We start from the raw sequence: 19,220 nt of genomic DNA on the forward strand, positions 1-19,220 counted from the left end.
ACGTAGCGAATAGGAGAGGGCGCCTAAGGGCGCCCTTTCCGTTCTGCCTTAGTTGCTGAACTGCTCGGCCAGGATCCGGTCCGACCAGGTGTGGTCGGGATCGGAGAGGATGCGCGCCGTCATCTCCTCCGACTGCTCCACCTGAACACGCAGCACCGACTTCACCTCCATATTGTCGGCGACGGCGTTCACCGGGCGTTTCTCCGGCTCCAGGATGTGGATGTCCACCTGCACATGATTGGGCAGGAGTGCGCCGCGCCAGCGGCGGGGCCTGAAGGGGCTGACCGGCGTCATCGCCAGCAGCGGCGCCTCCAGCGGCAGGATCGGCCCGTGGGCGGAAAGGTTGTAGGCGGTCGAACCCGCAGGGGTCGCGACCATCAGCCCGTCACAGATGAGCTCCGCCAGTCGCTCGCGACCGTCGATCTCCACCCGCAGCTTCGCGGCCTGATAGGATTGCCGGAAGAGGTAGACCTCGTTGATGGCAAGCGCGATGGAACTCGTGCCGTCGGCATTGGTGGTCTTCATCTGCAACGGATGCAGCACGTTCTCGACGGCCGAATCGATCCGCTCGCGCAGGTCCTCGGTGCGGTAGTCGTTCATCAGGAAGCCGACCGACCCGCAGTTCATGCCATAGATGGCCTTGCCGGAATTGATAGTCCCGTGCAGCGTGTGCAGCATGAAGCCGTCGCCGCCGAGCGCGACGATAACATCCGCCTCCTCGACCGGGCTGTTGCCGTAGATCCGGATGAGTTCGTCTCGGGCCGCCATCGCCTCCGGTGCAGAGGAAGCGCAAAAGGAGAGGCTGCTGGCTGTACTCGACATGGGTAACCCTCGTGATGCCGGCATACCTAGCGGAGAAATTCCTTTTTCGACAAGGGCTTTGCCTGCAGGATGCGGTACGGCAGGTTCGGGTTCGACACGATCGGCGTTCTCTTTCTGGTTTTTGCGCTTTACACGAAAGCAGAATATGCTAACTCCCGCTGCACTGGATTGCCCTTGTAGCTCAGTTGGTAGAGCACCTGATTTGTAATCAGGGGGTCGCGGGTTCGAACCCTGCCGGGGGCACCATTTTTCTCTTCAGATCCCGGATTCAGTTTTTTGGTTGCGCTTGCGGCTGGCTCGCCTGAAACTGCCTGCACTGGGCTCTGCAGGTCTCGGTGCCAATCGGGTTAGGCGCCGGAGCGGCCGGCCCGTTGGAGGTCCGCCGTGTCCAGAACCGATGACGTCCGCATGCCCGCCGATCCCGCTCGCCCCGCCGAAGCGATCATCCGCGTCGAGCGGTATCCTACGACCTCGCGTATTCTTCATTGGCTCGTCGCGGTGCTGGTGCTCGCAACCTGGCCGCTCGGCTTTTTCATCCAGTTCACGAAGAAGGAAGTGACGCTCGACTTCTATCTGGTCCACGAAAGCCTCGGCTTTCTGGTCCTGTGGATCATGCTGGTGCGGGTCGGCAACAAGCTGGTTACGCGCACGCCGCAACGCGAGGGGCCGGTGGTCGAACGGGTCGCAGCGACAGTCGTTCACGCCTTGCTCTATGTCTTCCTGATCGTCATGCCGATCAGCGGCTTTCTCGCCACCAATGCCCACGGTTTCCCGCTCATCTGGTTCGGGCTCGTGCCGGTTTGGAGCCCGCTCGGCAAGTCTCCCGACATCGCATGGACGCTGTCTGCGATTCACGAGGTCAGCGCATGGAGCCTTCTGGCGCTTTTCGCGTTGCATATCGGCGCGGTGCTGCTTCATCATGTGATACGGCGCGACAACACGCTGTACAGGATGCTTTAGGGAGCGGGATGTTCAATCTGGAAATGAGCGAGGCAACGTGGTCGGGGCTGCTGGCCCTCCGGCAGGGAACCGGGGAGGCAGTCGTCGGTGACCTTGCATACCGCCTCTATGGCCCGATAGCCAATGCACCCGGCCGCTTCGTGCTGGCGCAGGTGGGCCAGTCACTCGACGGCAGGGTTGCGACACCGGCAGGCGACGCCCGCGACATCTCAGGCGAGGACGGCCTGGCGCATCTTCATCGATGCCGGGCACTGGTGGACGCCGTGATCGTCGGAGTTGGAACCGTCATCGCCGACGATCCAAGCCTCTCGGTCAGGATGGTCAAGGGTTTGTCGCCGGTTCGGGTGATCGTCGATTGCCACGGAACGTTGAAGGGAGCCGAAAGCCTGTTCCATGACGGCGGTGCACCTGTGATCGTGTTCAGAAGCGCGAGCGCATCCGGTGCCGAACTTCCAAATGCCGACATCATTAACCTGGAGCCAAAGGCTGGCGGCCTCGATCCCCGCGACATCCTCGACGCACTGGGGGCGCGAAACCTGAACCGCGTGCTGGTGGAAGGCGGTGCGCGGACGATCGCCCGCTTCATCGACGCCGGCCTTGTCGACCGGCTGCACGTCGCCATCTCCCCAATCATCATCGGCTCAGGCCCGATGGGCATCAGCCTGCCGCCCATCGAGAAGCTTGCCGGTGCCCATCGCCCCGCCACGGATGTCTACAATCTCGGTAGCGACATCCTGTTCGACTGCGTTTTCCGGTCAAGCGAAGCCTCAGCCGGGCAGGGCGAGGAGATCGCGGTGGCTAACCAGGCATGAGGCCCCCGGCGTGCCGATCGTCGCTAGCCGAAACTCCAACCACTCGCCGATCGCGGTGTCCGGCAGCTCCGACGCCTCCAGAAGGGGCTGACGCAAGCCTCCCAGGAACTCTGCCTGCAGAGCAGCACTGCTCTCGTCCAGCCGCCACGGGCTCTCGGCCGTCGTCACGATAAACCCGCGAGCCTTCAGGTGTCCGGCAAGACATGCGGTGGCGTCGGGTCCGAGTGCCGGCCCGAACCCCTTGTCGGTCCGCTGGTGGCGGTTGAAAAGGTCGGTCATCTGCCCGTCGAGCGGATGTTCTGGCGACCAGCGCATGACGCCATCATAGTTCAGTGCGGCATAGAGGCCGCAGCCGGCCGCTGCGAGGCGGTCCGCAAGCGCCGCGCAGAATTTTTCGGAGCAAAGATCGAAGAGCGCCGACGCCGTGACGACACTTGCCTCGTCCAAGGTAAGGCCAGCGATGTCGTTGAGGTCATGCTGTCGAAACGCGACATTGGCACTCGTCCCGGCCCGCCGCGACGCCTCCTCCAGGAGCACGGGGTCATAGTCGAGCAGAAGCCACCCGGTGTAACGGGGGAGATGATCCTGAAGGCTTCTCAGGGTTGAGCCTGTGCCGCAGCCGATATCGAGGATGAACGGACGGTCCATTCCCTGGAGATAAGTCGCAAGCTCCTCCACCAGCCCCATGTCGCGGGCGGCCTGATCGGCCGTTTCTCTCAGCGCCAGCCAGTCCTTGTCGAAACCGCTCACGGAAGTGTCTCCAATCTGTCGGCGATGATGCCGACGGTCCTGTTCCAGTTCGGCAAGAGAGCGCCCGCATGTCGTGCCGCTTCGGCTTTGCGCCGCCGCATTCCCCTGTCCGTCACGAGGCTACCGAGTGCCGCGGCGAAGGCATCGATGTCATCGACGCCGGTCAGTATGCCCGCCTCTTCGGGCACGACGTCGGGAACGGCGCCGGTGCGGCAGGCGACGATGGGCAGGCCGTGGGAAAGGGCTTCGGCAAACACCATGCCATAGCCCTCGAACCTGCTCGCGAGGGCGAATATATCGGCGCTCGCCAGTATCGGCCTGACATCGGCCACTTCGCCGGCAAGGCTGACGCGCTCGGCAAGGCCGCTCTCTGCCAGCTGCTCCTCGATTTCCCGCGCCGTTCTGGGGCTGAGGTTGTGACTACCGACAATGGTGGCAGTCCAGGAAAGGTGCTCGATCCGTTTGAGCGCTGCGATCAGGACATCATGGCCCTTGCGCGGGATGAGCGTGCCGATTGACACGATATGTGGCGGCTCACCTTCACATCTGGCGGGAGTCCCGGGTCCGGTTCCTGGTATGGCTACGGTGATCTTCTCGGATGGGACGTTGTAGCTGGATGTCAATTCCCGCGCCGTCATCGGCGACGTCACGATGACATGTTCCGCCCAGGCAAGTGCCTGTCGCTCGCTTGCTGCGAGATCTTGTTGCTGCTCGGCGTCCAGGCCGGTCTCGAGGGCGAGGGGATGATGAACGAGAGCGACGATTCGCAGACGCTTGCTCTCGCGTTCGGCCCATGTGTCGAGCACACCGAAAGCGAGACCGTCGACCACGACCTGCGCGCCATCTGGCAAGCGCGATAGCAGATCCTCCGCCCGTGCCTTGGCTTCCGGCGAGGGATTGGGAAACCCATCACCGAGGGGCAGGCACTGAACGTCCCAGCCGCAGTTGCGAAGACCGTCTGTGACGCGCCGGTCATAGGCATAGCCGCCGGTATTCAACGCCAGATCGCCCGGGAAGGCGAAAGCGATTGTCCGGCTCAAAGGTCGGCCTCGTACCACCCGCGTGCGGCGTGCGACTCGTGCAGGGTAACCTTCAACCGACAGATCCGGTGGCTTCCTTCTCCGAGCTTTCCGCCCGCGACTGCGGTCGCCAGTTGGTCGAAGACGTGCTTGGCGATGACTTCGGTCGTGGTGACCTTCCCCGCGAACATGGGGAGTTCGTCGAGGTTCTGATAGTTGAGCGGCGCCAGGACTTCCCGGAGAACTGTCGTGGCGGCGCCGATGTCCACTGCCAGTCCGTTCTCGTCCACATCGCGTGTGAAGAAGGCGGCATCGACCACGAAGGTGGCGCCGTGCATGCCCTGTGCAGGGCCGAAAACGGGACGGGGAAGGCTGTGGGCGATCATGATGTGATCGCGGACTTCGACGGCGAACATGCTTCTGAAACTCCGTGACTATTCAGTAATGGATACGGTGGCAGAGGGTATCCGGATTGGCGAGGATGGCGGGATAGGCGCTTTCGATCTCCGAGAAAGGCGTCTCGCCGGAGATCAGCGCGTCCAGCCGGTCGTCGAGCAGCAGGTCGAGGGACTTGGCGAGGCGACGCGCGGGGCTCCACCGAACGCGCCGGTTCGGGGATACCGAACCGACCTGCGAACTGGCAAGCGTGAGCCTGCGAGCGTGAAAGGCTCCGCCCAGCGGGATGCTGACGGGCTCGTTGCCGTGCCAGCTTGCCTCGACGATGCGAGCCTCCTGTCCGGCAAGCCCGATCGCTTGCGCAAGTGCTTCCGCCGATCCCGACGCATTCACCAGCACATCGAATTCTCCAGCCATGGTAGTCCCCGTCGAGAAGTCCAGGGAAAGATGTTCGGCAAGCGCTCGCCGTGCGGGATTGGGATCGATCAGCACGGCTTCGGTGCCGCAGATCCGTGATGTCAGGTGCGCTACCAGCGTGCCGACCACGCCGGCACCGAAGATGGCGACACGGTCGCCCGGCTGGACATTTGCATCCCAGACGATGTTGAGGGCGGTTTCCATGTTCGCGGCCAGTATGGCCCGTTCCGGCGGCAACCCGTCCGGAAGGACAAGCAACTCGGATTCATCGATCGCGCAGAGATCCTGGTGCGGATAGAGACAGAAGACGAACTGGCGGGCCATGGGCGCGCTGCCCGTCTCGACCTTTCCCACGAGCGAGTAACCATACTTGACCGGGAAGGGGAACTCGCCCGCCATGTGAGGTGCACGCATGCGTTCGAATTCGCTGACGGGTACGCGGCCGCTGAAGACGAGGTTCTCCGTGCCTCGGCTGATGCCGCTGAAGAGCGTGCGTACGAGGGCTTGGCCAGGGAGGGGCGGCTCCAGTGGCTCATGCCTCAGCTCGCATGCGCCAGCGGCCGTGAGCCAAAGGGCACGAGCAGAGTCTATTTCAGCACGTTCCGCAGGCGAGGCACCCAAGTTCATCCGTCTCTCCTCTTACGCCGGCCTTGGGACCGCGCTTGCGCTGGGTCGCCAGCGTCGCCTGCAACCATCTTGGGCACCCAGTGGGGTGTGGCTTTCAACCTCGGCGACGCTCAAGGACCCGAACCGTGCTGAGCGCGTTATCTTGTCCTGCGCAGGCGATCTGACAAGACGTCGGCGGGGATCTGCCGGTGCCGAATAAGTGATTGATCCGGCCAAGGGCTCTGCGCGTAAAGCTTGGCACTGAACGTTTTTGGGAAGGATTTTTCAGCGATGTCATTCGTCGAACAGGGTTTTCAGGTTGCCTCGCCCGCAGTTCAGGTCGAGCGTGCAGTTGCGGAATTGCGCTACGGCCGCCCGGTTTTGCTCAGCGATGGCTCACGCAGTCTTGCTGCCCTTGCGCTCGATAGCGTGGCACCGGCTGTCTACGACCAGTTCGCCGATGCGGTGGGTGACAGGCATTCGCTGCTGCTGACGTCACATCGTGCAATGCGCCTCATGCCGGGTGCCGCCCAGGACCTTGCTGTTCCGCTTGCCGGCATTTCCTTCGCGCAGGCGTCGCAATTGGCCTATGGGCTTGGGGCATCGGCACCCGACGAGTGGCACACGGCTGACCGACTGATGAGCATGTCCGCTGAGCTTGCCCGTCTGGCGCTGCTCTTGCCTGCCATGGTCTGTGCCGACGTTACGGGAGCCGAGCATCACTTCGCTGCCTGCTGCAAGCTCGATCACTCTCTTCTGGAAGGGGCCGGCACTGCGCGCCAGAATTTTGAGATCGTTGTCCGCACCCGCGTGCCGCTAAGGGACCTAGGCGATTCCCATTTCGTGGTTTTCCGCGGGGGATTGGCCCAGAAGGACCAGATCGCCATCGTCGTCGGCAATCCAGATCTGGCGCGCCCGGTCCCGGTCCGCATTCATTCCTCATGTGTTACCGGCGATCTTTGCGGCTCGCTCAAGTGCGACTGCGGCGACCAACTGCGCAATGGTCTCGCCTCCATGAAGGCTGCGGGCGGCGGCGTGCTTCTCTATCTCGACCAGGAGGGAAGGGGCACCGGTGTTGGCGCGAAGATGCGCGCGTACGGGTACCAGCACCGCGGGCTCGACACCATCGATGCCGATGCCGAACTCGGCTATGATGTCGACCATCGCCGCTACGAGGCAGCAGTGGCGATGCTGCGACTGCTGCACATAGAGAAGGTCGTGCTGTTCACCAATAACCCGACGAAGATCGCCGCCCTTCGTAGCGCAGGTATAGGGGTGGAGAGCCGTGTTCCGGTAACGGGAGAGGTCACCGTGCAGAATGCGGCTTATCTGCAGACGAAGAAGGATCGGGCCGGCCATATGCTGGACATCGAGGCCCTTCTGGCAGCGGAGTAGGCATGATGTGGTCAAAGGAGGCATCCGCCATTCGGATCTCGGCTGCGGCAGCCGGACCGTCCCACGCGCTTCGTGTGAACGCTCTGGCGGTGCTTGGCGGTGTCTTTCTGGGTTCGATTGTTGCCTACTCGGCGATCTCATTCCATCTGTCGCTAGGCAGCGCCACAGTCATTGCCGCTGCCGTGCTGCTTCTTGTCATTTTTTTCCTTGTGATCGGAAGCCTGCACCGGCACCGTTTTGACAGCTTCGGTCTCGCGAACACAGTGACTGCAATCAGATCGGCGATCGTCAGCCTGGTCGCTGCCGCAGTGATCGTGCCCAATGCGCCTGAAAATGCCTCCTGGGCCCTCGTGCTCCTCGTGACAGTGGCGCTTACGCTGGATGGCTTCGACGGGTACCTCGCACGCCTCCAGAGGCAGGAGTCGGAACTTGGCGCAAGGTTCGACATGGAAGTCGATGCCTTTCTTATCCTCTGCCTGTCAGCCGCCGTGTTCATCCTCGATAAGGCGGGGGCGTGGGTCGTGCTGATAGGCCTGCTTCGCTACGCTTTCATGATGGCGCAGTACTTCGTGCCCAGTCTGACGGCACCTCTGCCGCCATCGCTGCGGCGCAAGTTTGTCTGTGTGGTGCAGGTTGCCGCGCTCTGCCTGATCCTCGTTCCCGGGGTGATGGCACCCATCTCCGTCTGGCTGGCGGCTGTTGCGCTCCTCTTGCTCATCTACTCGTTCGCGGTCGACTGCCTCTACCTCCTGCGCGATCCAGAGGTGGGAAGGTGAGCGCCGCCACAGGCCTTGATACGGCAATCGGTGTCGCGCGCTCGCTGGTGGTCTACTACGGCCAGCCCTGGCGCCGGGTGCAACTGAGGCGGTTCTACAGCGGGATCATCAAGCCCGGCGATATTGTCTTCGATATCGGCGCGCATGTGGGCAGCCGAAGCAGGACCTTGCTGTCCCTGGGGGCAGAGGTCGTGGCCGTGGAGCCGCAGCCCGTGTTTGCCGACATGATCGAGAAGCATCTCACCAGCCGCTGGAAGGGATTCGAGCGTGCGGCCGTGGGCGCGACGGAAGGTGAGGCAAGGTTGCGCATCTCACGTCGTCATCCCACCGTCTCCACCGTATCGGACCGCTTCATAGAGGGTGTCAGCCATGCCGAGGGGTTTCGCGATGTCGTCTGGGACCGAGAGGTTGCCGTCCCCATGACGACGCTGGACCGGCTGATCGGAAAATATGGAATTCCGGCCTTCTGCAAGATCGACGTCGAAGGTGCCGAGGCCGAGATCCTCCGCGGACTTTCAAGCCCGATCCGCCTCGTCGCGTTCGAATATATTCCGGCACTTCCCGAAATCGCGCTTGAAGCGATCGGATTGCTTGAGAGGCTCGGCAGCTACCGCTTCAATCGGGTGGTCGGCGAGAGACACCGCTTTGCGAACGAAGAATGGCAGGACGCCGCGACGATTCTCGATGGAATTTCTTCGCTGACGCCGGGAGATCCGTCAGGCGATGTCTATGCCCGGTTGGCGACGTGATCTCATCGGGCGATTCCTGCACCCCGCCTCCAGCCGCCAAGTGCGGACGCGCCGTACACCATCAGGCCTGGAAGCGCGGTACCGGCAAGCGAGAAGGCACCGTAAAGAAGGCTCGCAGCAAGGCCCTGGGCGCTCGTGTATCCCAGGAGCGGCCAAAGCACCGCTGCGGCCGCTTCGCGGCTTCCCCACCCGCCGATACCCACTGGAACCAGCATCGCCAGCAGGCAGAGCGGAATGATCGCAAACGCTCCGGCCAGCGGCAGTGGTGCGCCAGCCGCATCGGATGCAATGAGGAAAATCGCCACGTAACTTGTCACGATGAGAATGCTCAGTCCGCCCTGGATCGCGAAGGCTCGGTCTTTCCAGAAGACCGCCGAAAGGTCAGGGAGGTGCTGGATACTCCACGCCCTGAGAGGTTTAACCAGAAGAGACGCCGCTACGATTGCGATGACGCCCGCCAACCCGGCGCCGAGCAGTGCCCAGAGGTCCGGAATGCTGTCCTGCGGCAACAGCACCACCCAGCTCAGCAATCCCAGGACCGTGAGCAACAGAAACGCGAGCTGCCCGGAGAGCCGCTCCAGCACGACAGCTGCGGTTGCCCGCTTCCAATCACCAGCGGCGTCGCCGCTGCTGCGATATGCGCGGACGGCGTCGCCGGCGATGCCGCTTGGCAGGGTCTGGTTGAGGATGCCGCTGAGATAGTATTCCCGTATGGCAGTGGCTCGCCGCATGGGGTGACCGAGCCGGGAGGCGGTAAAGTGCCAGCGCAGCGCGGAAAGCAGGATCTGGACCTGGACGATGATGATGGCGACGAGTGCATGGCCTGGCGGCACGCCTGCGAGAGCCTCGGCGAGGCTCGCAGGATCGACCGCAAGGACGAGGAGAGGCAGAAGCAGGAGACCTGCAGCCATCGCGACCACCTTCAGTATTCGCATGGCTGTCGATTGCCTCCTTCGTCGTTCATGATCCTGCTCCGGTGGAGTGATGCTCGGGGTAGTATACGAGCGGGAGGAGCGTTCGGATGAACCGGACCGGCACGATACACCAAATTCGTGGATGGCGAGCCGCCCTGGCAATGACGATTTTCGTCGCGGTTTCTTTCTTCGCGTGCGCCATGCCAGATACGCCGGGCGGCATCCAGTTCACCCGCACCCTGCGTCTGCCGATCGAGATACCGCTACTGGCTCTCGCCTTGCTGTTGCTGCCGAGGAGGATGGCCATTGGGGTGGCGGTTCTCTCGACGACCGTGGTCTTCTGCCTTCTGTTTCTCAAGATCGGCGATCTTGCTGTCCTCTCGGCATTCCAGCGCCGCTTCAATCCCTATCTCGACCTGAAGATGATCTTTGACGGATGGAACCTGCTGTCCGGCTCCCTCGGCGCGTTGACTGCGGCCGTCTCGATCGGCGGGGCCGTCGCTTCCCTGGCTGCCTTGGTGCTGGCCTTCTCCTGGGCGTGCATCCGGATCACGAACCTGTCCGACCAAGTCCGAAGGACAGCGGTTGCGGTATTCGCGCTACTGCTGGTCGCCGGCGTCGTGCTGCAGACGGCGAATGTCCGCGCCGGCTCTGATCCTGTGGCTCAGCTGCGCGTGTCGGACTATCTCGGAGAGCGGCTGGCTCTGGTGGCTCGATCGGTTGCCGACATCCGTGCATTTGAGGCGGAGTTGCATGAGGAGGCGGGATATCCCGCCGGAGCGCCGTCCTTCGAGCGCATCAAAGGGCGGGACCTGATCCTTGTCTTCGTCGAATCCTACGGGCGAAGCGCGATCGAGGATCCGCGCTACAGCCCGATGATCGGCCCAAGGCTCGAGGGCGTCGAGCTGCAGCTTTCCGAGGCCGGCTTCGCATCTGCGAGCGGCTGGACGCGGTCACCGACCGTGGCGGGTCTCAGCTGGCTCGCTCATGGCACCCTTCTCTCGGGTCTCTGGACCGATAGCCAGGCGCGCTATGACCGGCTGATGACCAGTGACCGGCCGAGCCTCAACCGGATGTTCCGCGATGCCGGGTGGCGAACGGTGGCCATCATGCCTGCTATCACCATGGATTGGCCGGAGGCTGCCTATTACGGCTACGACGAGATCCTGGCGGCAAAGGACCTGGGCTACCGCGGCAAGCCGTTCAACTGGGTGACAATGCCGGACCAGTACACCCTGTCTGCCTTCGAAAGCCTCGCCCGCTCGCCGGCAAGGGACGCGGGCGTGCCTGTGATGGCGGAGATCGCGCTCATATCGAGCCATGCTCCATGGACGCCGATCCCCCGGCTTGTCGACTGGAGTTCAGTCGGCGATGGGTCGACCTTCGACGGCCAGGCGGAGAGTGGCGATCCACCGGCGGTCGTGTGGGCCGATCAGGATCGGGTTCGTCGGCATTATATCGCGACGATTGACTACGCGCTGGAAACTCTGGGATCCTATATCAGCCATTTCGGCCGGGACGCCGTGTTCGTGATCCTGGGCGACCATCAGCCCGCCGCGCTGATCACCGGCCCGGATGCATCGCGATCCGTACCGATCCACATCGTCAGCCGTGACCGTGCCCTCGTCGACAGTTTCAAGGCCGACGGTTTCTCTATCGGCATGACACCCTCGCCGCAGGCGCCGGAGCCATCCATGGACAGGATGCGCGATGTTCTGATCAGCAGGTTCGGCGGCGGGCAGACGGAGTGAGGCGCGGCTGCGCTCGCCGTTAATTGCTGTTGGTAAGACGGATCAGGTGACAAGCTTGCCCTTCTGCAAGTCACCCCGGGCGATGAAATAGGGATTGGCGAAGTCGATACTGTCCGTCTGCTGCGTCTTCCCGTAGACGAGGGGCTTTCCGTCCAGCGTCGTGGTCGCGCCACCGGCCGCGCGGAGCACGGCATCGCCGGCCGCCGTATCCCACTCCATAGTACGGCTGAGCCGCGGGTAGATGTCCGCTTGCCCTTCGGCGACAAGGCAGAATTTCAGCGACGATCCGATCGCGCAGGTCTCCGCAATATTGTTGGCCTTCAGGAACGCCTCCGTCTCCGGCGTGCTATGGGAACGGCTGGCAACCGCGACCATCGAAGGAGCGGCCTCACGAACATGGATCGACTTCCTCGCGTCGACACCGAAGTCTGCCCCGATCGCCAGTCGACACGCCTCATCACCATCGCCCGTATAGGCGATGCCGAGCGCGGGGGCGTAGACGACGCCCGCGACCGGCACACCGGACCTGATGAGGGCAATGTTGACTGTAAACTCCTCGCGGCCCGCAATGAACTCCTTCGTGCCGTCAAGCGGATCGACCAGGATGAAGGGGCCGGCGCCAATGGCCGGTATGCGTCCCGCGGCAACCGCCTCCTCGGCAATGACCGGGATGTCGGGAACAGCCTGACGAAGCACCTCGAGAATGATGCGCTCGGCCTGCTCGTCCGCTTCCGTCACCGGGGAGCAATCGGCCTTGTAGCTGGTTGTGGGGCCCGCCCGGTAAACCTCGATGATCGCGCGGCCGGCATCGAGCGCAGCGGATGTGAAGAGATCAATGAGCTTCGTCATGGTGCTGCCGGCTCTCGCGCAATTCCTGGCTCTTCCTTGTCACAAGGTACAGGCCCATTTGCGACCAGCAGTCACAGCAGGTTCGCGGGGTTCACGATCTACTACGGGCAAGATACATCCGCGTAGCGTAAAGGGCGACCGCTGCGGCGTTCGACACGTTGAGCGACTTGATCTCCCCCGGCATGTCGAGGCGCGCAAGCGCAGTGACGGTTTCGCGCGTCTTGTGGCGCAAGCCCTTGCCCTCGGACCCCAGGACCAGGGCGATCTTGTCTCCGGCAAGGGTTTCCTCCAGCGGCTGCGGGCCTTCCGAATCGAGGCCGACGGTCTGGAAGCCGAGCGCGTGAAGTTCGTTCAGTGCATCGGCAAGATTGGTGACCTGGATATGGGGAATGAGTTCCAGTGCACCTGAGGCCGATTTTGCAAGGACGCCGGATTCCACCGGGCTATGTCTCTGAGTGGTGACAAGTGCGCCGGCCCCGAAGGCGACGGCAGAGCGCATGATGGCCCCGACATTATGCGGATCCGTAACCTGGTCGAGCACCAGCAGGAGAGGGCTGTCCTTCAAGGCTTCAAGCCGCCGGACGGGTAGCGGCCGCGTCTCCAGCATCACCCCCTGATGGATGGCATCCGGGCCCAGCACCCTGTCGAGGTCCTGAGGCTGGACGAGATCGGCCGGGCAGGGGAGGGCCTCAGTATCTCCCATGTCGAGGCGCGCCAGCGCGTTTTGCGTGACCGAAAGCCTGATGAGTTGCCGTTGCGGGTTGGCGAGCGCTGCGCGCACCGTGTGCAGACCGTAGAGAAAGACCTGGTCGGGCTGAAGCTGGGGAGGCGCCCAGGCGACGTCCTTGCGGCGGTTCTTGCGCGGGTCTGGGGTCGGGATTTCGCCGCGTTCCCGCTTCGCATCCCTTACCGCCCGTCGAAGCGTGGCATAGTGGCTGTCGCGGCCGGACTTGTCGTCTTTATCATTCTTGCTCATGCGGCCTTATAGCCTTGGCAGCTTCCGCAGCATAGTCGTGACACCCGCGATAAGCCTCGAAGGAGGCGGGATTTTTTTCACGGAATTGAGGTCTGACGCGTGTTGACAGACGGCGAGCGGGCCGTCATATACGCGGCGCAGATCGAAGCCCGGCGCATCGATCTAGCGAGCTTGGTTACGATCCCGACGGATTAATGGAGGGATGCCCGAGTGGTTAAAGGGGACGGACTGTAAATCCGTTGGCTCAGCCTACGTTGGTTCAAATCCAACTCCCTCCACCATTCGTCACCGGATCGGCCACCCCGCGGGTATAGCTCAATGGTAGAGCAGCAGCCTTCCAAGCTGAATACGCGGGTTCGATTCCCGCTACCCGCTCCAGCTCGCCGCATTTATCGACCGCCAGATTCCCTGCAAATCAAGGCTTTCGGCTGAAGCGATCTGAAGCAGCTTGATCAAAACGAAATTTTCAGCACACTAACGTGGACATTTATTAGGACACAAAGGCGCGGCTGGGGATGGGACGTCACCGGAAGTCGAAGCACGATCTCGATCGGTATCTGCTGTGCGTCGGCGGCAATTACTACTATCGCCGGCGGGTGCCGACGGAGCTTGCCGACATCGACGAGCGCGGCCACACCGTCAAGATCTCGCTCAAGACGACGGACCTCGCCCGGGCCCGGACGATTCGCGACCTGTACGAAAAGGCGGACGATGACCGTTGGGCATCTATGCTCTGCGGCGAGGATCAGGAGGCGGCAAAGAACCGGTACCTGACCGCCATCAAGCGAGCGAAGGCGATGGGCTTCTCCTATCAGCCGTCCGCGGATCTCGCGAATGCTCCCCTCGTGGCGCTGCTCGAAAGGGTGGAGGCCATCCTCTCCCCGTCGACGCCGAAGCCTGTCGTCGAGGCCGTCATGGGTACGGTGTCAGCTCCGGCCGCTACGGTGTCGGATGCCTTCAAGGTCTACGAGGAAGAGATCACGCCGCACCAGATCTCCGGCAAGAGCGCAGGCCAGAGGGCGAAGTGGCTGTCGGTGAAGAAGGGGTCGAAGGATCACTTCATCTCCGTCATGGGTGACATGGCGATGGACGAGATCACCCGCGACGATGCCCGCCGCTACTACAACCATTGGCTCGAGCGGATCGCGCCGAAGGAAGGCAGGCCCACGCACACGCCCGACATCGGCAACCGCCGCCTGGGGGATATGCGCGTGCTGTACCGGGAGTATTATTCCCACATGAAGCAGGAGGACCGCGTCAACCCGTTCGAGGGGCTGCGGTTCAAGGACAAGGCGAAGCGCCGGCGCAAGCGGCATCCCTTCACGACCGAATGGATCACGGACAAGATCCTGAAGCCCGGCGCTCTGGCCGGCCTGAATGACGAGGCGCGAGCGATTCTGCTCATCATGATGAATGTCGGCGCCCGACCCAGCGAGATCTGCAACCTGACCGCAGACCGCATCCAACTCCAGAGCAACATCCCCTACATCAAGATTGAACCTGACGACGACCCCGAGGATCCGCGCGAGGTGAAAACCGAAACGTCGATCCGTGTGGTGCCGGTGACCGGCATCGCGCTCGAGGCGCTGAGGAGATTTCCGAAGGGCTTCCCGCGGTACCGGGACAAGGAGGGCAACTTCTCCGCTGCCATCAACAAGTACATGGTGGAGAACCACCTGAGGCAATCGGTCAAGACGACCGTCTATTCCTTCCGCCATTCGTTCGAGGACCGCATGAAGAACGTGAAGGTCGACGACGAGGTGAGGAGGATCCTCATGGGCCATGCGATCGACAGGCCCGAATACGGCGAGGGCGGTTCGCTCGCGCTCAAGCTCGAGGCGATGGCAGCGGTCGCCCTGCCTTGCGACCCTTCGATCCTCTGACGCGCTGCATGACTGAGGCCATGGTGTTCTCGGCCGCGCGCATGGCCTTCAGCTCGGCCTCGAGTCTTTCGTAGATCGGCAGGCACTTCTGCCCGTCCTTCAGGTCCACGATGATCTCGGCAACCCTGTCCAGGGCTCGCTCTATCCGTTCGGGGGTGATCTGCTGGTTCATCTCTCTGGTTCCATACTTGGAGGGGGTAGGCGTTAGGCGTTGCCGAGGGTCGGGCACTTCAAGACTTCGAGGACGGAAAACTCCTCGACCAGGCTCTTCGCCGTGTCGATGTCGCCGACGCAGCCAAGGCGCCGCAGCTGCGTCAGTGCGTAGTATGGTCCCTCTGGCTGGTACCAGCACACGCAGCCCATGGCAGCCTTGCCGACCACGTAGCGCGAGCGGTACCCAGGGAATATGTCGGAGTCCTCACCACCGTAGAGGTGGACAGGCTCCGGCTCCGTCCACGTTGGCTCGCCCCATGCGGTTTGCGTCATGTCGGTTGTGCCTCCGGGTTTTTCTTTAGAGCGTTACCGCTGGTGACCATGGTGTATCCGTCAGCGAACCTCACCAGCCGGGTGTTCATGACGTTGGTGCGGATCAGCACTTCGCAGGGCTGGCCCTTCCTCCCCTGCCTGTTCCAGCGGAAGATGTAGGGGAGGGGCTGAGTCATGGGGCCGCCCCCAGGTCGACAGCCTCCTGGATCGCAAGGCGGAACGCCTCGCGGATCTCGGTGTGATGGCCTCGAGCCTGAACCATCGTCCCGGACTTTCGCTCGAACCGGATCTGGACGTACTGGCCTTGGGAGAGACTGTGATCGACGGTCACCCTGCCGAGTGCCGCCGCCCTATCCCAAAGCTCGTCGAGCGTGATGGGGTTGCCGTAGGTGGTCGGCCCCGTCTTGCGGAAGTCGAGTAGGCTTTTCATTGTGCGCTCCCTGTTAGCGGTGCAGCCACGCTGATGACGGGGATGTACCAGTTGATCTTGATGCTGGGCCCCTTGCCATCGTCGTCCGGGTCGTACTCTCCGATCAGCCAGAAGGGGTTTTCGCAATCAGGATCGTAGGCCCCGTCATGCCGGCGCCACCGCTTCCCTGGGGTGGTTCCTGTGGGGAGGGTGGCGCTGTACTCGTCAAGCGCTTCGAACTCAGCGCGCGTTAGGTGGAGACCTGGCAGGCCACCGTATGGGTTGGCCTTCACCTTGCACTCCTCGACGTCGGGGCACGATGCCTTCATGTCAGAAGCCTCTTGGTTGTCGCCGTAGTCTGAGTCTTTGCAGACGGGGCAGGTGTAGACGGGGAGTGAACAGGTGGCGTCGGGGTGACATCCGCAGTTGCGCCCGCCAATGAACTCCATGGGGTGGCCGTTGGCGCAGGTGGTCATGACTGCTCCTTTTCTTGCTGGGCCTTCAGTGCTTCGTGATAGGAGGCAGTCCCGAGAGTTGGAGCGTAATTCAGGGCGGAATAGGCGAACTGTTGAGCGTGTTCGCCCTTGCAGAAGAACCTGTCTCGATAGGTGACCCCGTCCCAAAGGCCGACTTCTGATACATACCGGCCTCTCTCATCTTCTCCGTAGCGGAGAGAAACGATCACCTCGTTGAAAAGCCGCTGCGCCTCCTCCTTTGAGGAGGGGCGGTCAGGGCGGCTGATACCACCCCTCCACTTCGGCTGCCGGGAGTTAAGAGCCACCGTGACAACGCTCTTCCTCAGTGGTTTGCCGCAATACCGGCACAGCGGCTGAATCATCGGATCGACACCCTCCTGACCTCTGCCTTCAGGCTGCGCCGTGTCGGCCGTGCAAGGATCTTCTCCTGCAGCCGGTGGATGCCGTGGCGAAACTCCACCTGGTCGTCGCCGTGCTCCATCGGCAATTCGCAGAAGGCGTTCCAAGCACCGACGAGCATGTCGATGACCATGCGCTCCTGGTTGGTGATGCCGGTGGACTCCGGTTCCATGGGCTTGACCGGCATGATGCCGGCGTGGGTGAATTGCTGGGTCACTCTGCTGCCTCCTTGAACTCTGCTGGTTGCGCAGCGCGCGGCGGTACCGCGTCTGCCATGATGGCGCCGACGCAGGCCTTCATCTTCGCGACAGAGACGGCATTGCCGATCTGCTTGATGACCTGCGTCTTGGTGCCGGCGAACTCGTAGGTGGACTCCTCGTCATTGAAGCCCATCGCTGCCGCCAGCTCGTGCGGCTCGAGCATCCGGAAGAGGATGTCGTACTGGAGCTCGCCGTCTGCGGACTCGACCAGGGCGAACTCGCCGCCCTTGGCTGTGGTGAGCGTGGGGATTGGATCCGTGTCGACGTCGCGCGCCGACGGCCCGCCGCTGGTGTGGGTGACTGGCACCACCATCCCGAAGCGCCCCTTCACTGTGACCGTAGGAAGCGGTTCGTTGGCGCTGATGCAGGTCTCGCCGGATCCCGACCCGTAGTAGGGGGAGATCAGGGCGTGCGCCCCGCCATTGCCGCCCGTCGTCTGTGTCGGGATGGGGTTGCTTACCCCGCGCGGTGCGCCGCCTGCGGCCTGAGAGAGGATGAACGGCTCGACCAGCATGGGGCGTGCACAGCCGGGCCGGCCTTCGGATGATGCCCCGCCCGTCGTGATGGTCGGAAGAGGATCCTCCGTGGACCGAGGAGCGCCGCTATTGTGCTGCGACAGGACGATAGGCTCGGCCGAAAACAGATGCGCCGCGTGGGCGGTCTGTGTAGGCAAGGGCTCGAGCGAGCTGGAGGCCGTGGACTTCCCCTTCATATTCACGATGACCGGCTCGGCCACGCCAACTTGGCTTCCTCCCGCCGTAAGGGTTGGCAGAGGCTGGGTGACGCCGCGAGGACGTGGACCGGCCCCTTCCTTGCCGTGGCGCGGAGAGATGACGACAGGCTCGGCGATGCCGATGTGGGTACCCGAAGCGGTGATGGTCGGAAGCGGGACGTCGATGCCCTGCGCGGCCATGTGATTCCGCAGCACGACGATGAACGGTTCCGGCCACCCGTACTTGACGGCGCCGGCGTGGATCCTGGCCAGCGTCTTGGCGGCGAGCGGCTTCTTGCGATTGTAGATGGACCGGCCCTTTCGGTTCCAGTCGATGATGTCGGCCGCCGGACGCCACGGCTTTTCATCCGTGAACAGATCCTGCGAAACCTCGCTACGCTTCTTGTGGGTGGGCATCGGCCAGCTGACCTTTCGCCCGTCCGAGCGAGCCATGAGGATGAAGCGCTGCCGTGTGGTGGCGTCGCCGTAGTCGGCCGCGTTCAACTTGCGCCATTCCGGTTCGAACCCCAGGCGCTTGATCGTCTCGATCCATGCGTGGAAGTATTCGCCGCGGCGGGACTTGATCGGCTTTCCGGTGCGGTGGTCGACCGGTCCCCAATTAATGAACTCCCACACGTTCTCGATGATGATCCGCTTCACCCGGAGCTCGGTCAGCCAGGTGATGATGTGCCACGGATCCGACCGCTGCTGGTCACTGGTAGGTTTCCCGCCTCGAGCGACGCTGTGGTAGGTGCAGGTTGGTGACGCCATCAGGAGGTCGAGGTATCCCTCTGGAACGATCAGGTGAGGGCGGACGGTGGCGATGTCCTGCACGTAGTGGCGTGCTTCGGGATGATTCCGCTGGTGCGTGTCGATCGCGACAGGCCAGTGATTGAGGCAGACGAGCTCCATCTGGAGCCCGAGCTCACGGAAGGCGCGCGCTGCACCTGTAGACGAGCCGCCCGCTCCGCAGAGCAGGTCGGCGACCAGAAACTTCTTCATTGAATGTCGCTCTCCGCGGGAATGTTCGGGTGGTTGACGCCGTCGGTGACCCAGCCAGTCTTGATGACAACCCCCTCCCGGAGCCGACGGGCATGGGCAGGGGGCAGGCCTTCGATAACGGCAGTGAGGAGGTCGACCTGGCGCTCCACGGGCACGCCGCTGACGAAGTAGGAGGCCATCCGGATGGCCAGTTCGCCGAAGTAGAGCTCGTCGACTGGCGCGCACTCGTTGATGATGACCTCGATGCAGGAGCGCAGCGCGTTCTGCGAGGCGATGATGTTCGGCATCTGCTCGACGGATGGCTGGCCGCGCTGCCGAATAATCCGGTCCGTCTCCTCCTTGGTCTTGCGGAAGATCTTGCGGATGGCGGCGCGGTCCTGATTGGTGATCGCTCCCATGGG

The 19,220-nt window shown here is 63.1% G+C and carries 24 protein-coding genes and 3 tRNA genes; 10 read left to right on the forward strand and 17 right to left on the reverse strand.

Features of this window, described 5'->3' with window-relative positions; translation table 11 throughout:
• Window positions 1–48: 48 nt before the first annotated feature.
• Window positions 49–822 carry an NAD kinase gene (locus NT26_RS06410; RefSeq protein ID WP_052637964.1) on the reverse strand — a complete coding sequence of 258 codons (774 nt, stop codon included), beginning with the start codon at window positions 820–822 and terminating at the stop codon, window positions 49–51.
• 170 nt (window positions 823–992) lie between these two features.
• Here NT26_RS06410 and NT26_RS06415 point away from each other — a divergent pair.
• The 3 genes from NT26_RS06415 (at window position 993) to NT26_RS06425 (ending at window position 2,594) form a co-directional block, all read left to right on the forward strand.
• A tRNA-Thr gene (locus NT26_RS06415) sits at window positions 993–1,068 on the forward strand.
• A gap of 162 nt (window positions 1,069–1,230) precedes the next feature.
• A complete protein-coding gene (locus NT26_RS06420) occupies window positions 1,231–1,782 on the forward strand; it encodes a cytochrome b (RefSeq protein ID WP_052641919.1) in 552 nt (183 codons plus the stop codon).
• A gap of 8 nt (window positions 1,783–1,790) precedes the next feature.
• On the forward strand, window positions 1,791–2,594 hold the full coding sequence (locus tag NT26_RS06425; protein ID WP_052637965.1) for a RibD family protein: 804 nt from the start codon (window positions 1,791–1,793) through the stop codon (window positions 2,592–2,594).
• Here the strand turns inward: NT26_RS06425 and NT26_RS06430 are convergent.
• From NT26_RS06430 to NT26_RS06445, 4 genes are read right to left on the reverse strand one after another with little or no spacing between them, the layout of a single operon-like run.
• Window positions 2,550–3,344: a class I SAM-dependent methyltransferase gene (locus tag NT26_RS06430; protein ID WP_052637966.1), complete on the reverse strand. Its 795-nt coding sequence runs from the start codon at window positions 3,342–3,344 to the stop codon at window positions 2,550–2,552. The genes NT26_RS06425 and NT26_RS06430 overlap by 45 nt on opposite strands.
• Window positions 3,341–4,384, reverse strand: coding sequence for a glycosyltransferase family 4 protein (locus NT26_RS06435; RefSeq protein WP_052637967.1), 1,044 nt, complete (start codon window positions 4,382–4,384; stop codon window positions 3,341–3,343). Before NT26_RS06435 ends, NT26_RS06430 begins: the two co-directional genes overlap by 4 nt.
• Window positions 4,381–4,779 carry a 6-pyruvoyl trahydropterin synthase family protein gene (locus NT26_RS06440; RefSeq protein ID WP_052637968.1) on the reverse strand — a complete coding sequence of 133 codons (399 nt, stop codon included), beginning with the start codon at window positions 4,777–4,779 and terminating at the stop codon, window positions 4,381–4,383. Before NT26_RS06440 ends, NT26_RS06435 begins: the two co-directional genes overlap by 4 nt.
• 22 nt (window positions 4,780–4,801) lie before the next feature.
• Window positions 4,802–5,803 (reverse strand): zinc-dependent alcohol dehydrogenase, encoded by a 1,002-nt coding sequence (locus tag NT26_RS06445; protein ID WP_052637969.1) that lies wholly within the window; start codon window positions 5,801–5,803, stop codon window positions 4,802–4,804.
• A gap of 270 nt (window positions 5,804–6,073) precedes the next feature.
• Here NT26_RS06445 and ribA point away from each other — a divergent pair, with 270 nt between their 5' ends.
• The 3 genes from ribA to NT26_RS06460 are packed head-to-tail and all read left to right on the forward strand — an operon-like array spanning window position 6,074 to window position 8,702.
• Window positions 6,074–7,177, forward strand: coding sequence for a GTP cyclohydrolase II RibA (gene ribA / locus NT26_RS06450; protein ID WP_052637970.1), 1,104 nt, complete (start codon window positions 6,074–6,076; stop codon window positions 7,175–7,177).
• A gap of 2 nt (window positions 7,178–7,179) precedes the next feature.
• Entirely contained in the window at window positions 7,180–7,953 is a 774-nt protein-coding gene (locus tag NT26_RS06455) for a CDP-alcohol phosphatidyltransferase family protein (protein WP_244467672.1), read from the forward strand.
• Window positions 7,950–8,702, forward strand: a complete 753-nt coding sequence (locus tag NT26_RS06460; protein ID WP_052637971.1) for an FkbM family methyltransferase — start codon at window positions 7,950–7,952, stop codon at window positions 8,700–8,702. Before NT26_RS06455 ends, NT26_RS06460 begins: the two co-directional genes overlap by 4 nt.
• 2 nt (window positions 8,703–8,704) lie before the next feature.
• On the opposite strand, the gene NT26_RS06465 is transcribed toward NT26_RS06460, so the two are convergent.
• On the reverse strand, window positions 8,705–9,637 hold the full coding sequence (locus NT26_RS06465) for a lysylphosphatidylglycerol synthase transmembrane domain-containing protein (protein WP_052637972.1): 933 nt from the start codon (window positions 9,635–9,637) through the stop codon (window positions 8,705–8,707).
• Between the two features lie 86 nt (window positions 9,638–9,723).
• Between NT26_RS06465 and NT26_RS06470 the strand changes: the two genes are divergently transcribed.
• Window positions 9,724–11,367 carry an LTA synthase family protein gene (locus NT26_RS06470; RefSeq protein ID WP_052637973.1) on the forward strand — a complete coding sequence of 548 codons (1,644 nt, stop codon included), beginning with the start codon at window positions 9,724–9,726 and terminating at the stop codon, window positions 11,365–11,367.
• 42 nt (window positions 11,368–11,409) lie between these two features.
• On the opposite strand, the gene cysQ is transcribed toward NT26_RS06470, so the two are convergent.
• Both cysQ and NT26_RS06480 read right to left on the reverse strand, forming a co-directional pair.
• Complete coding sequence (gene cysQ, locus NT26_RS06475; RefSeq protein WP_052637974.1) at window positions 11,410–12,216, reverse strand: 3'(2'),5'-bisphosphate nucleotidase CysQ; 807 nt, start codon at window positions 12,214–12,216, stop codon at window positions 11,410–11,412.
• A gap of 91 nt (window positions 12,217–12,307) precedes the next feature.
• Window positions 12,308–13,192 (reverse strand): TrmH family RNA methyltransferase, encoded by an 885-nt coding sequence (locus tag NT26_RS06480; RefSeq protein ID WP_052637975.1) that lies wholly within the window; start codon window positions 13,190–13,192, stop codon window positions 12,308–12,310.
• 196 nt (window positions 13,193–13,388) lie between these two features.
• Here NT26_RS06480 and NT26_RS06485 point away from each other — a divergent pair.
• From NT26_RS06485 to NT26_RS06495, 3 genes are all read left to right on the forward strand, one after another.
• Window positions 13,389–13,473, forward strand: a tRNA-Tyr gene (locus tag NT26_RS06485).
• A gap of 23 nt (window positions 13,474–13,496) precedes the next feature.
• Window positions 13,497–13,570: transfer RNA gene (locus NT26_RS06490), tRNA-Gly, on the forward strand.
• A gap of 137 nt (window positions 13,571–13,707) precedes the next feature.
• Complete coding sequence (locus NT26_RS06495) at window positions 13,708–15,075, forward strand: DUF6538 domain-containing protein (protein ID WP_052637976.1); 1,368 nt, start codon at window positions 13,708–13,710, stop codon at window positions 15,073–15,075.
• Here the strand turns inward: NT26_RS06495 and NT26_RS22680 are convergent.
• The 9 genes from NT26_RS22680 to NT26_RS06535 all read right to left on the reverse strand — a co-directional run bounded on the left by NT26_RS22680 (window position 15,020) and on the right by NT26_RS06535 (window position 19,217).
• Complete coding sequence (locus tag NT26_RS22680) at window positions 15,020–15,247, reverse strand: hypothetical protein (protein ID WP_152338584.1); 228 nt, start codon at window positions 15,245–15,247, stop codon at window positions 15,020–15,022. The genes NT26_RS06495 and NT26_RS22680 overlap by 56 nt on opposite strands.
• Before the next feature lie 32 nt (window positions 15,248–15,279).
• Window positions 15,280–15,561: a hypothetical protein gene (locus NT26_RS06500; protein WP_052637977.1), complete on the reverse strand. Its 282-nt coding sequence runs from the start codon at window positions 15,559–15,561 to the stop codon at window positions 15,280–15,282.
• Window positions 15,558–15,737: a hypothetical protein gene (locus NT26_RS06505; protein WP_052637978.1), complete on the reverse strand. Its 180-nt coding sequence runs from the start codon at window positions 15,735–15,737 to the stop codon at window positions 15,558–15,560. Before NT26_RS06505 ends, NT26_RS06500 begins: the two co-directional genes overlap by 4 nt.
• On the reverse strand, window positions 15,734–15,991 hold the full coding sequence (locus NT26_RS06510; RefSeq protein ID WP_052637979.1) for a hypothetical protein: 258 nt from the start codon (window positions 15,989–15,991) through the stop codon (window positions 15,734–15,736). Before NT26_RS06510 ends, NT26_RS06505 begins: the two co-directional genes overlap by 4 nt.
• Window positions 15,988–16,299 (reverse strand): hypothetical protein, encoded by a 312-nt coding sequence (locus NT26_RS06515; RefSeq protein WP_152338585.1) that lies wholly within the window; start codon window positions 16,297–16,299, stop codon window positions 15,988–15,990. The genes NT26_RS06510 and NT26_RS06515 overlap by 4 nt, the downstream gene beginning before the upstream one ends.
• Before the next feature lie 143 nt (window positions 16,300–16,442).
• On the reverse strand, window positions 16,443–16,808 hold the full coding sequence (locus NT26_RS06520) for a hypothetical protein (RefSeq protein WP_052637981.1): 366 nt from the start codon (window positions 16,806–16,808) through the stop codon (window positions 16,443–16,445).
• A complete protein-coding gene (locus NT26_RS06525; RefSeq protein ID WP_152338586.1) occupies window positions 16,805–17,062 on the reverse strand; it encodes a hypothetical protein in 258 nt (85 codons plus the stop codon). The genes NT26_RS06520 and NT26_RS06525 overlap by 4 nt, the downstream gene beginning before the upstream one ends.
• The gene (locus tag NT26_RS06530) at window positions 17,059–18,819 is read right to left on the reverse strand and encodes a DNA cytosine methyltransferase (RefSeq protein ID WP_052637982.1); all 1,761 of its coding nucleotides are present in this window, start codon (window positions 18,817–18,819) and stop codon (window positions 17,059–17,061) included. The genes NT26_RS06525 and NT26_RS06530 overlap by 4 nt, the downstream gene beginning before the upstream one ends.
• Entirely contained in the window at window positions 18,816–19,217 is a 402-nt protein-coding gene (locus NT26_RS06535) for a hypothetical protein (protein WP_052637983.1), read from the reverse strand. Before NT26_RS06535 ends, NT26_RS06530 begins: the two co-directional genes overlap by 4 nt.
• Between the last annotated feature and the right edge of the window lie 3 nt (window positions 19,218–19,220).

This window comes from Pseudorhizobium banfieldiae, from assembly GCF_000967425.1.
Lineage (GTDB): Bacteria > Pseudomonadota > Alphaproteobacteria > Rhizobiales > Rhizobiaceae > Neorhizobium > Neorhizobium banfieldiae.

Coding starts and splice junctions, on each gene's coding strand:
- NT26_RS06410 (WP_052637964.1), bottom strand. CDS start 822: ATGTCGAGTACAGCCAGCAGCCTCTCCTTTTGCGCTTCCTCTGCACCG.
- NT26_RS06420 (WP_052641919.1), top strand. CDS start 1,231: ATGCCCGCCGATCCCGCTCGCCCCGCCGAAGCGATCATCCGCGTCGAG.
- NT26_RS06425 (WP_052637965.1), top strand. CDS start 1,791: ATGTTCAATCTGGAAATGAGCGAGGCAACGTGGTCGGGGCTGCTGGCC.
- NT26_RS06440 (WP_052637968.1), bottom strand. CDS start 4,779: ATGTTCGCCGTCGAAGTCCGCGATCACATCATGATCGCCCACAGCCTT.
- NT26_RS06445 (WP_052637969.1), bottom strand. CDS start 5,803: ATGAACTTGGGTGCCTCGCCTGCGGAACGTGCTGAAATAGACTCTGCT.
- ribA (WP_052637970.1), top strand. CDS start 6,074: ATGTCATTCGTCGAACAGGGTTTTCAGGTTGCCTCGCCCGCAGTTCAG.
- NT26_RS06455 (WP_244467672.1), top strand. CDS start 7,180: ATGATGTGGTCAAAGGAGGCATCCGCCATTCGGATCTCGGCTGCGGCA.
- NT26_RS06465 (WP_052637972.1), bottom strand. CDS start 9,637: ATGCGAATACTGAAGGTGGTCGCGATGGCTGCAGGTCTCCTGCTTCTG.
- NT26_RS06470 (WP_052637973.1), top strand. CDS start 9,724: ATGAACCGGACCGGCACGATACACCAAATTCGTGGATGGCGAGCCGCC.
- cysQ (WP_052637974.1), bottom strand. CDS start 12,216: ATGACGAAGCTCATTGATCTCTTCACATCCGCTGCGCTCGATGCCGGC.
- NT26_RS06480 (WP_052637975.1), bottom strand. CDS start 13,192: ATGAGCAAGAATGATAAAGACGACAAGTCCGGCCGCGACAGCCACTAT.
- NT26_RS06495 (WP_052637976.1), top strand. CDS start 13,708: ATGGGACGTCACCGGAAGTCGAAGCACGATCTCGATCGGTATCTGCTG.
- NT26_RS22680 (WP_152338584.1), bottom strand. CDS start 15,247: ATGAACCAGCAGATCACCCCCGAACGGATAGAGCGAGCCCTGGACAGG.
- NT26_RS06500 (WP_052637977.1), bottom strand. CDS start 15,561: ATGACGCAAACCGCATGGGGCGAGCCAACGTGGACGGAGCCGGAGCCT.
- NT26_RS06505 (WP_052637978.1), bottom strand. CDS start 15,737: ATGACTCAGCCCCTCCCCTACATCTTCCGCTGGAACAGGCAGGGGAGG.
- NT26_RS06510 (WP_052637979.1), bottom strand. CDS start 15,991: ATGAAAAGCCTACTCGACTTCCGCAAGACGGGGCCGACCACCTACGGC.
- NT26_RS06515 (WP_152338585.1), bottom strand. CDS start 16,299: ATGAAGGCATCGTGCCCCGACGTCGAGGAGTGCAAGGTGAAGGCCAAC.
- NT26_RS06520 (WP_052637981.1), bottom strand. CDS start 16,808: ATGATTCAGCCGCTGTGCCGGTATTGCGGCAAACCACTGAGGAAGAGC.
- NT26_RS06530 (WP_052637982.1), bottom strand. CDS start 18,819: ATGAAGAAGTTTCTGGTCGCCGACCTGCTCTGCGGAGCGGGCGGCTCG.
- NT26_RS06535 (WP_052637983.1), bottom strand. CDS start 19,217: ATGGGAGCGATCACCAATCAGGACCGCGCCGCCATCCGCAAGATCTTC.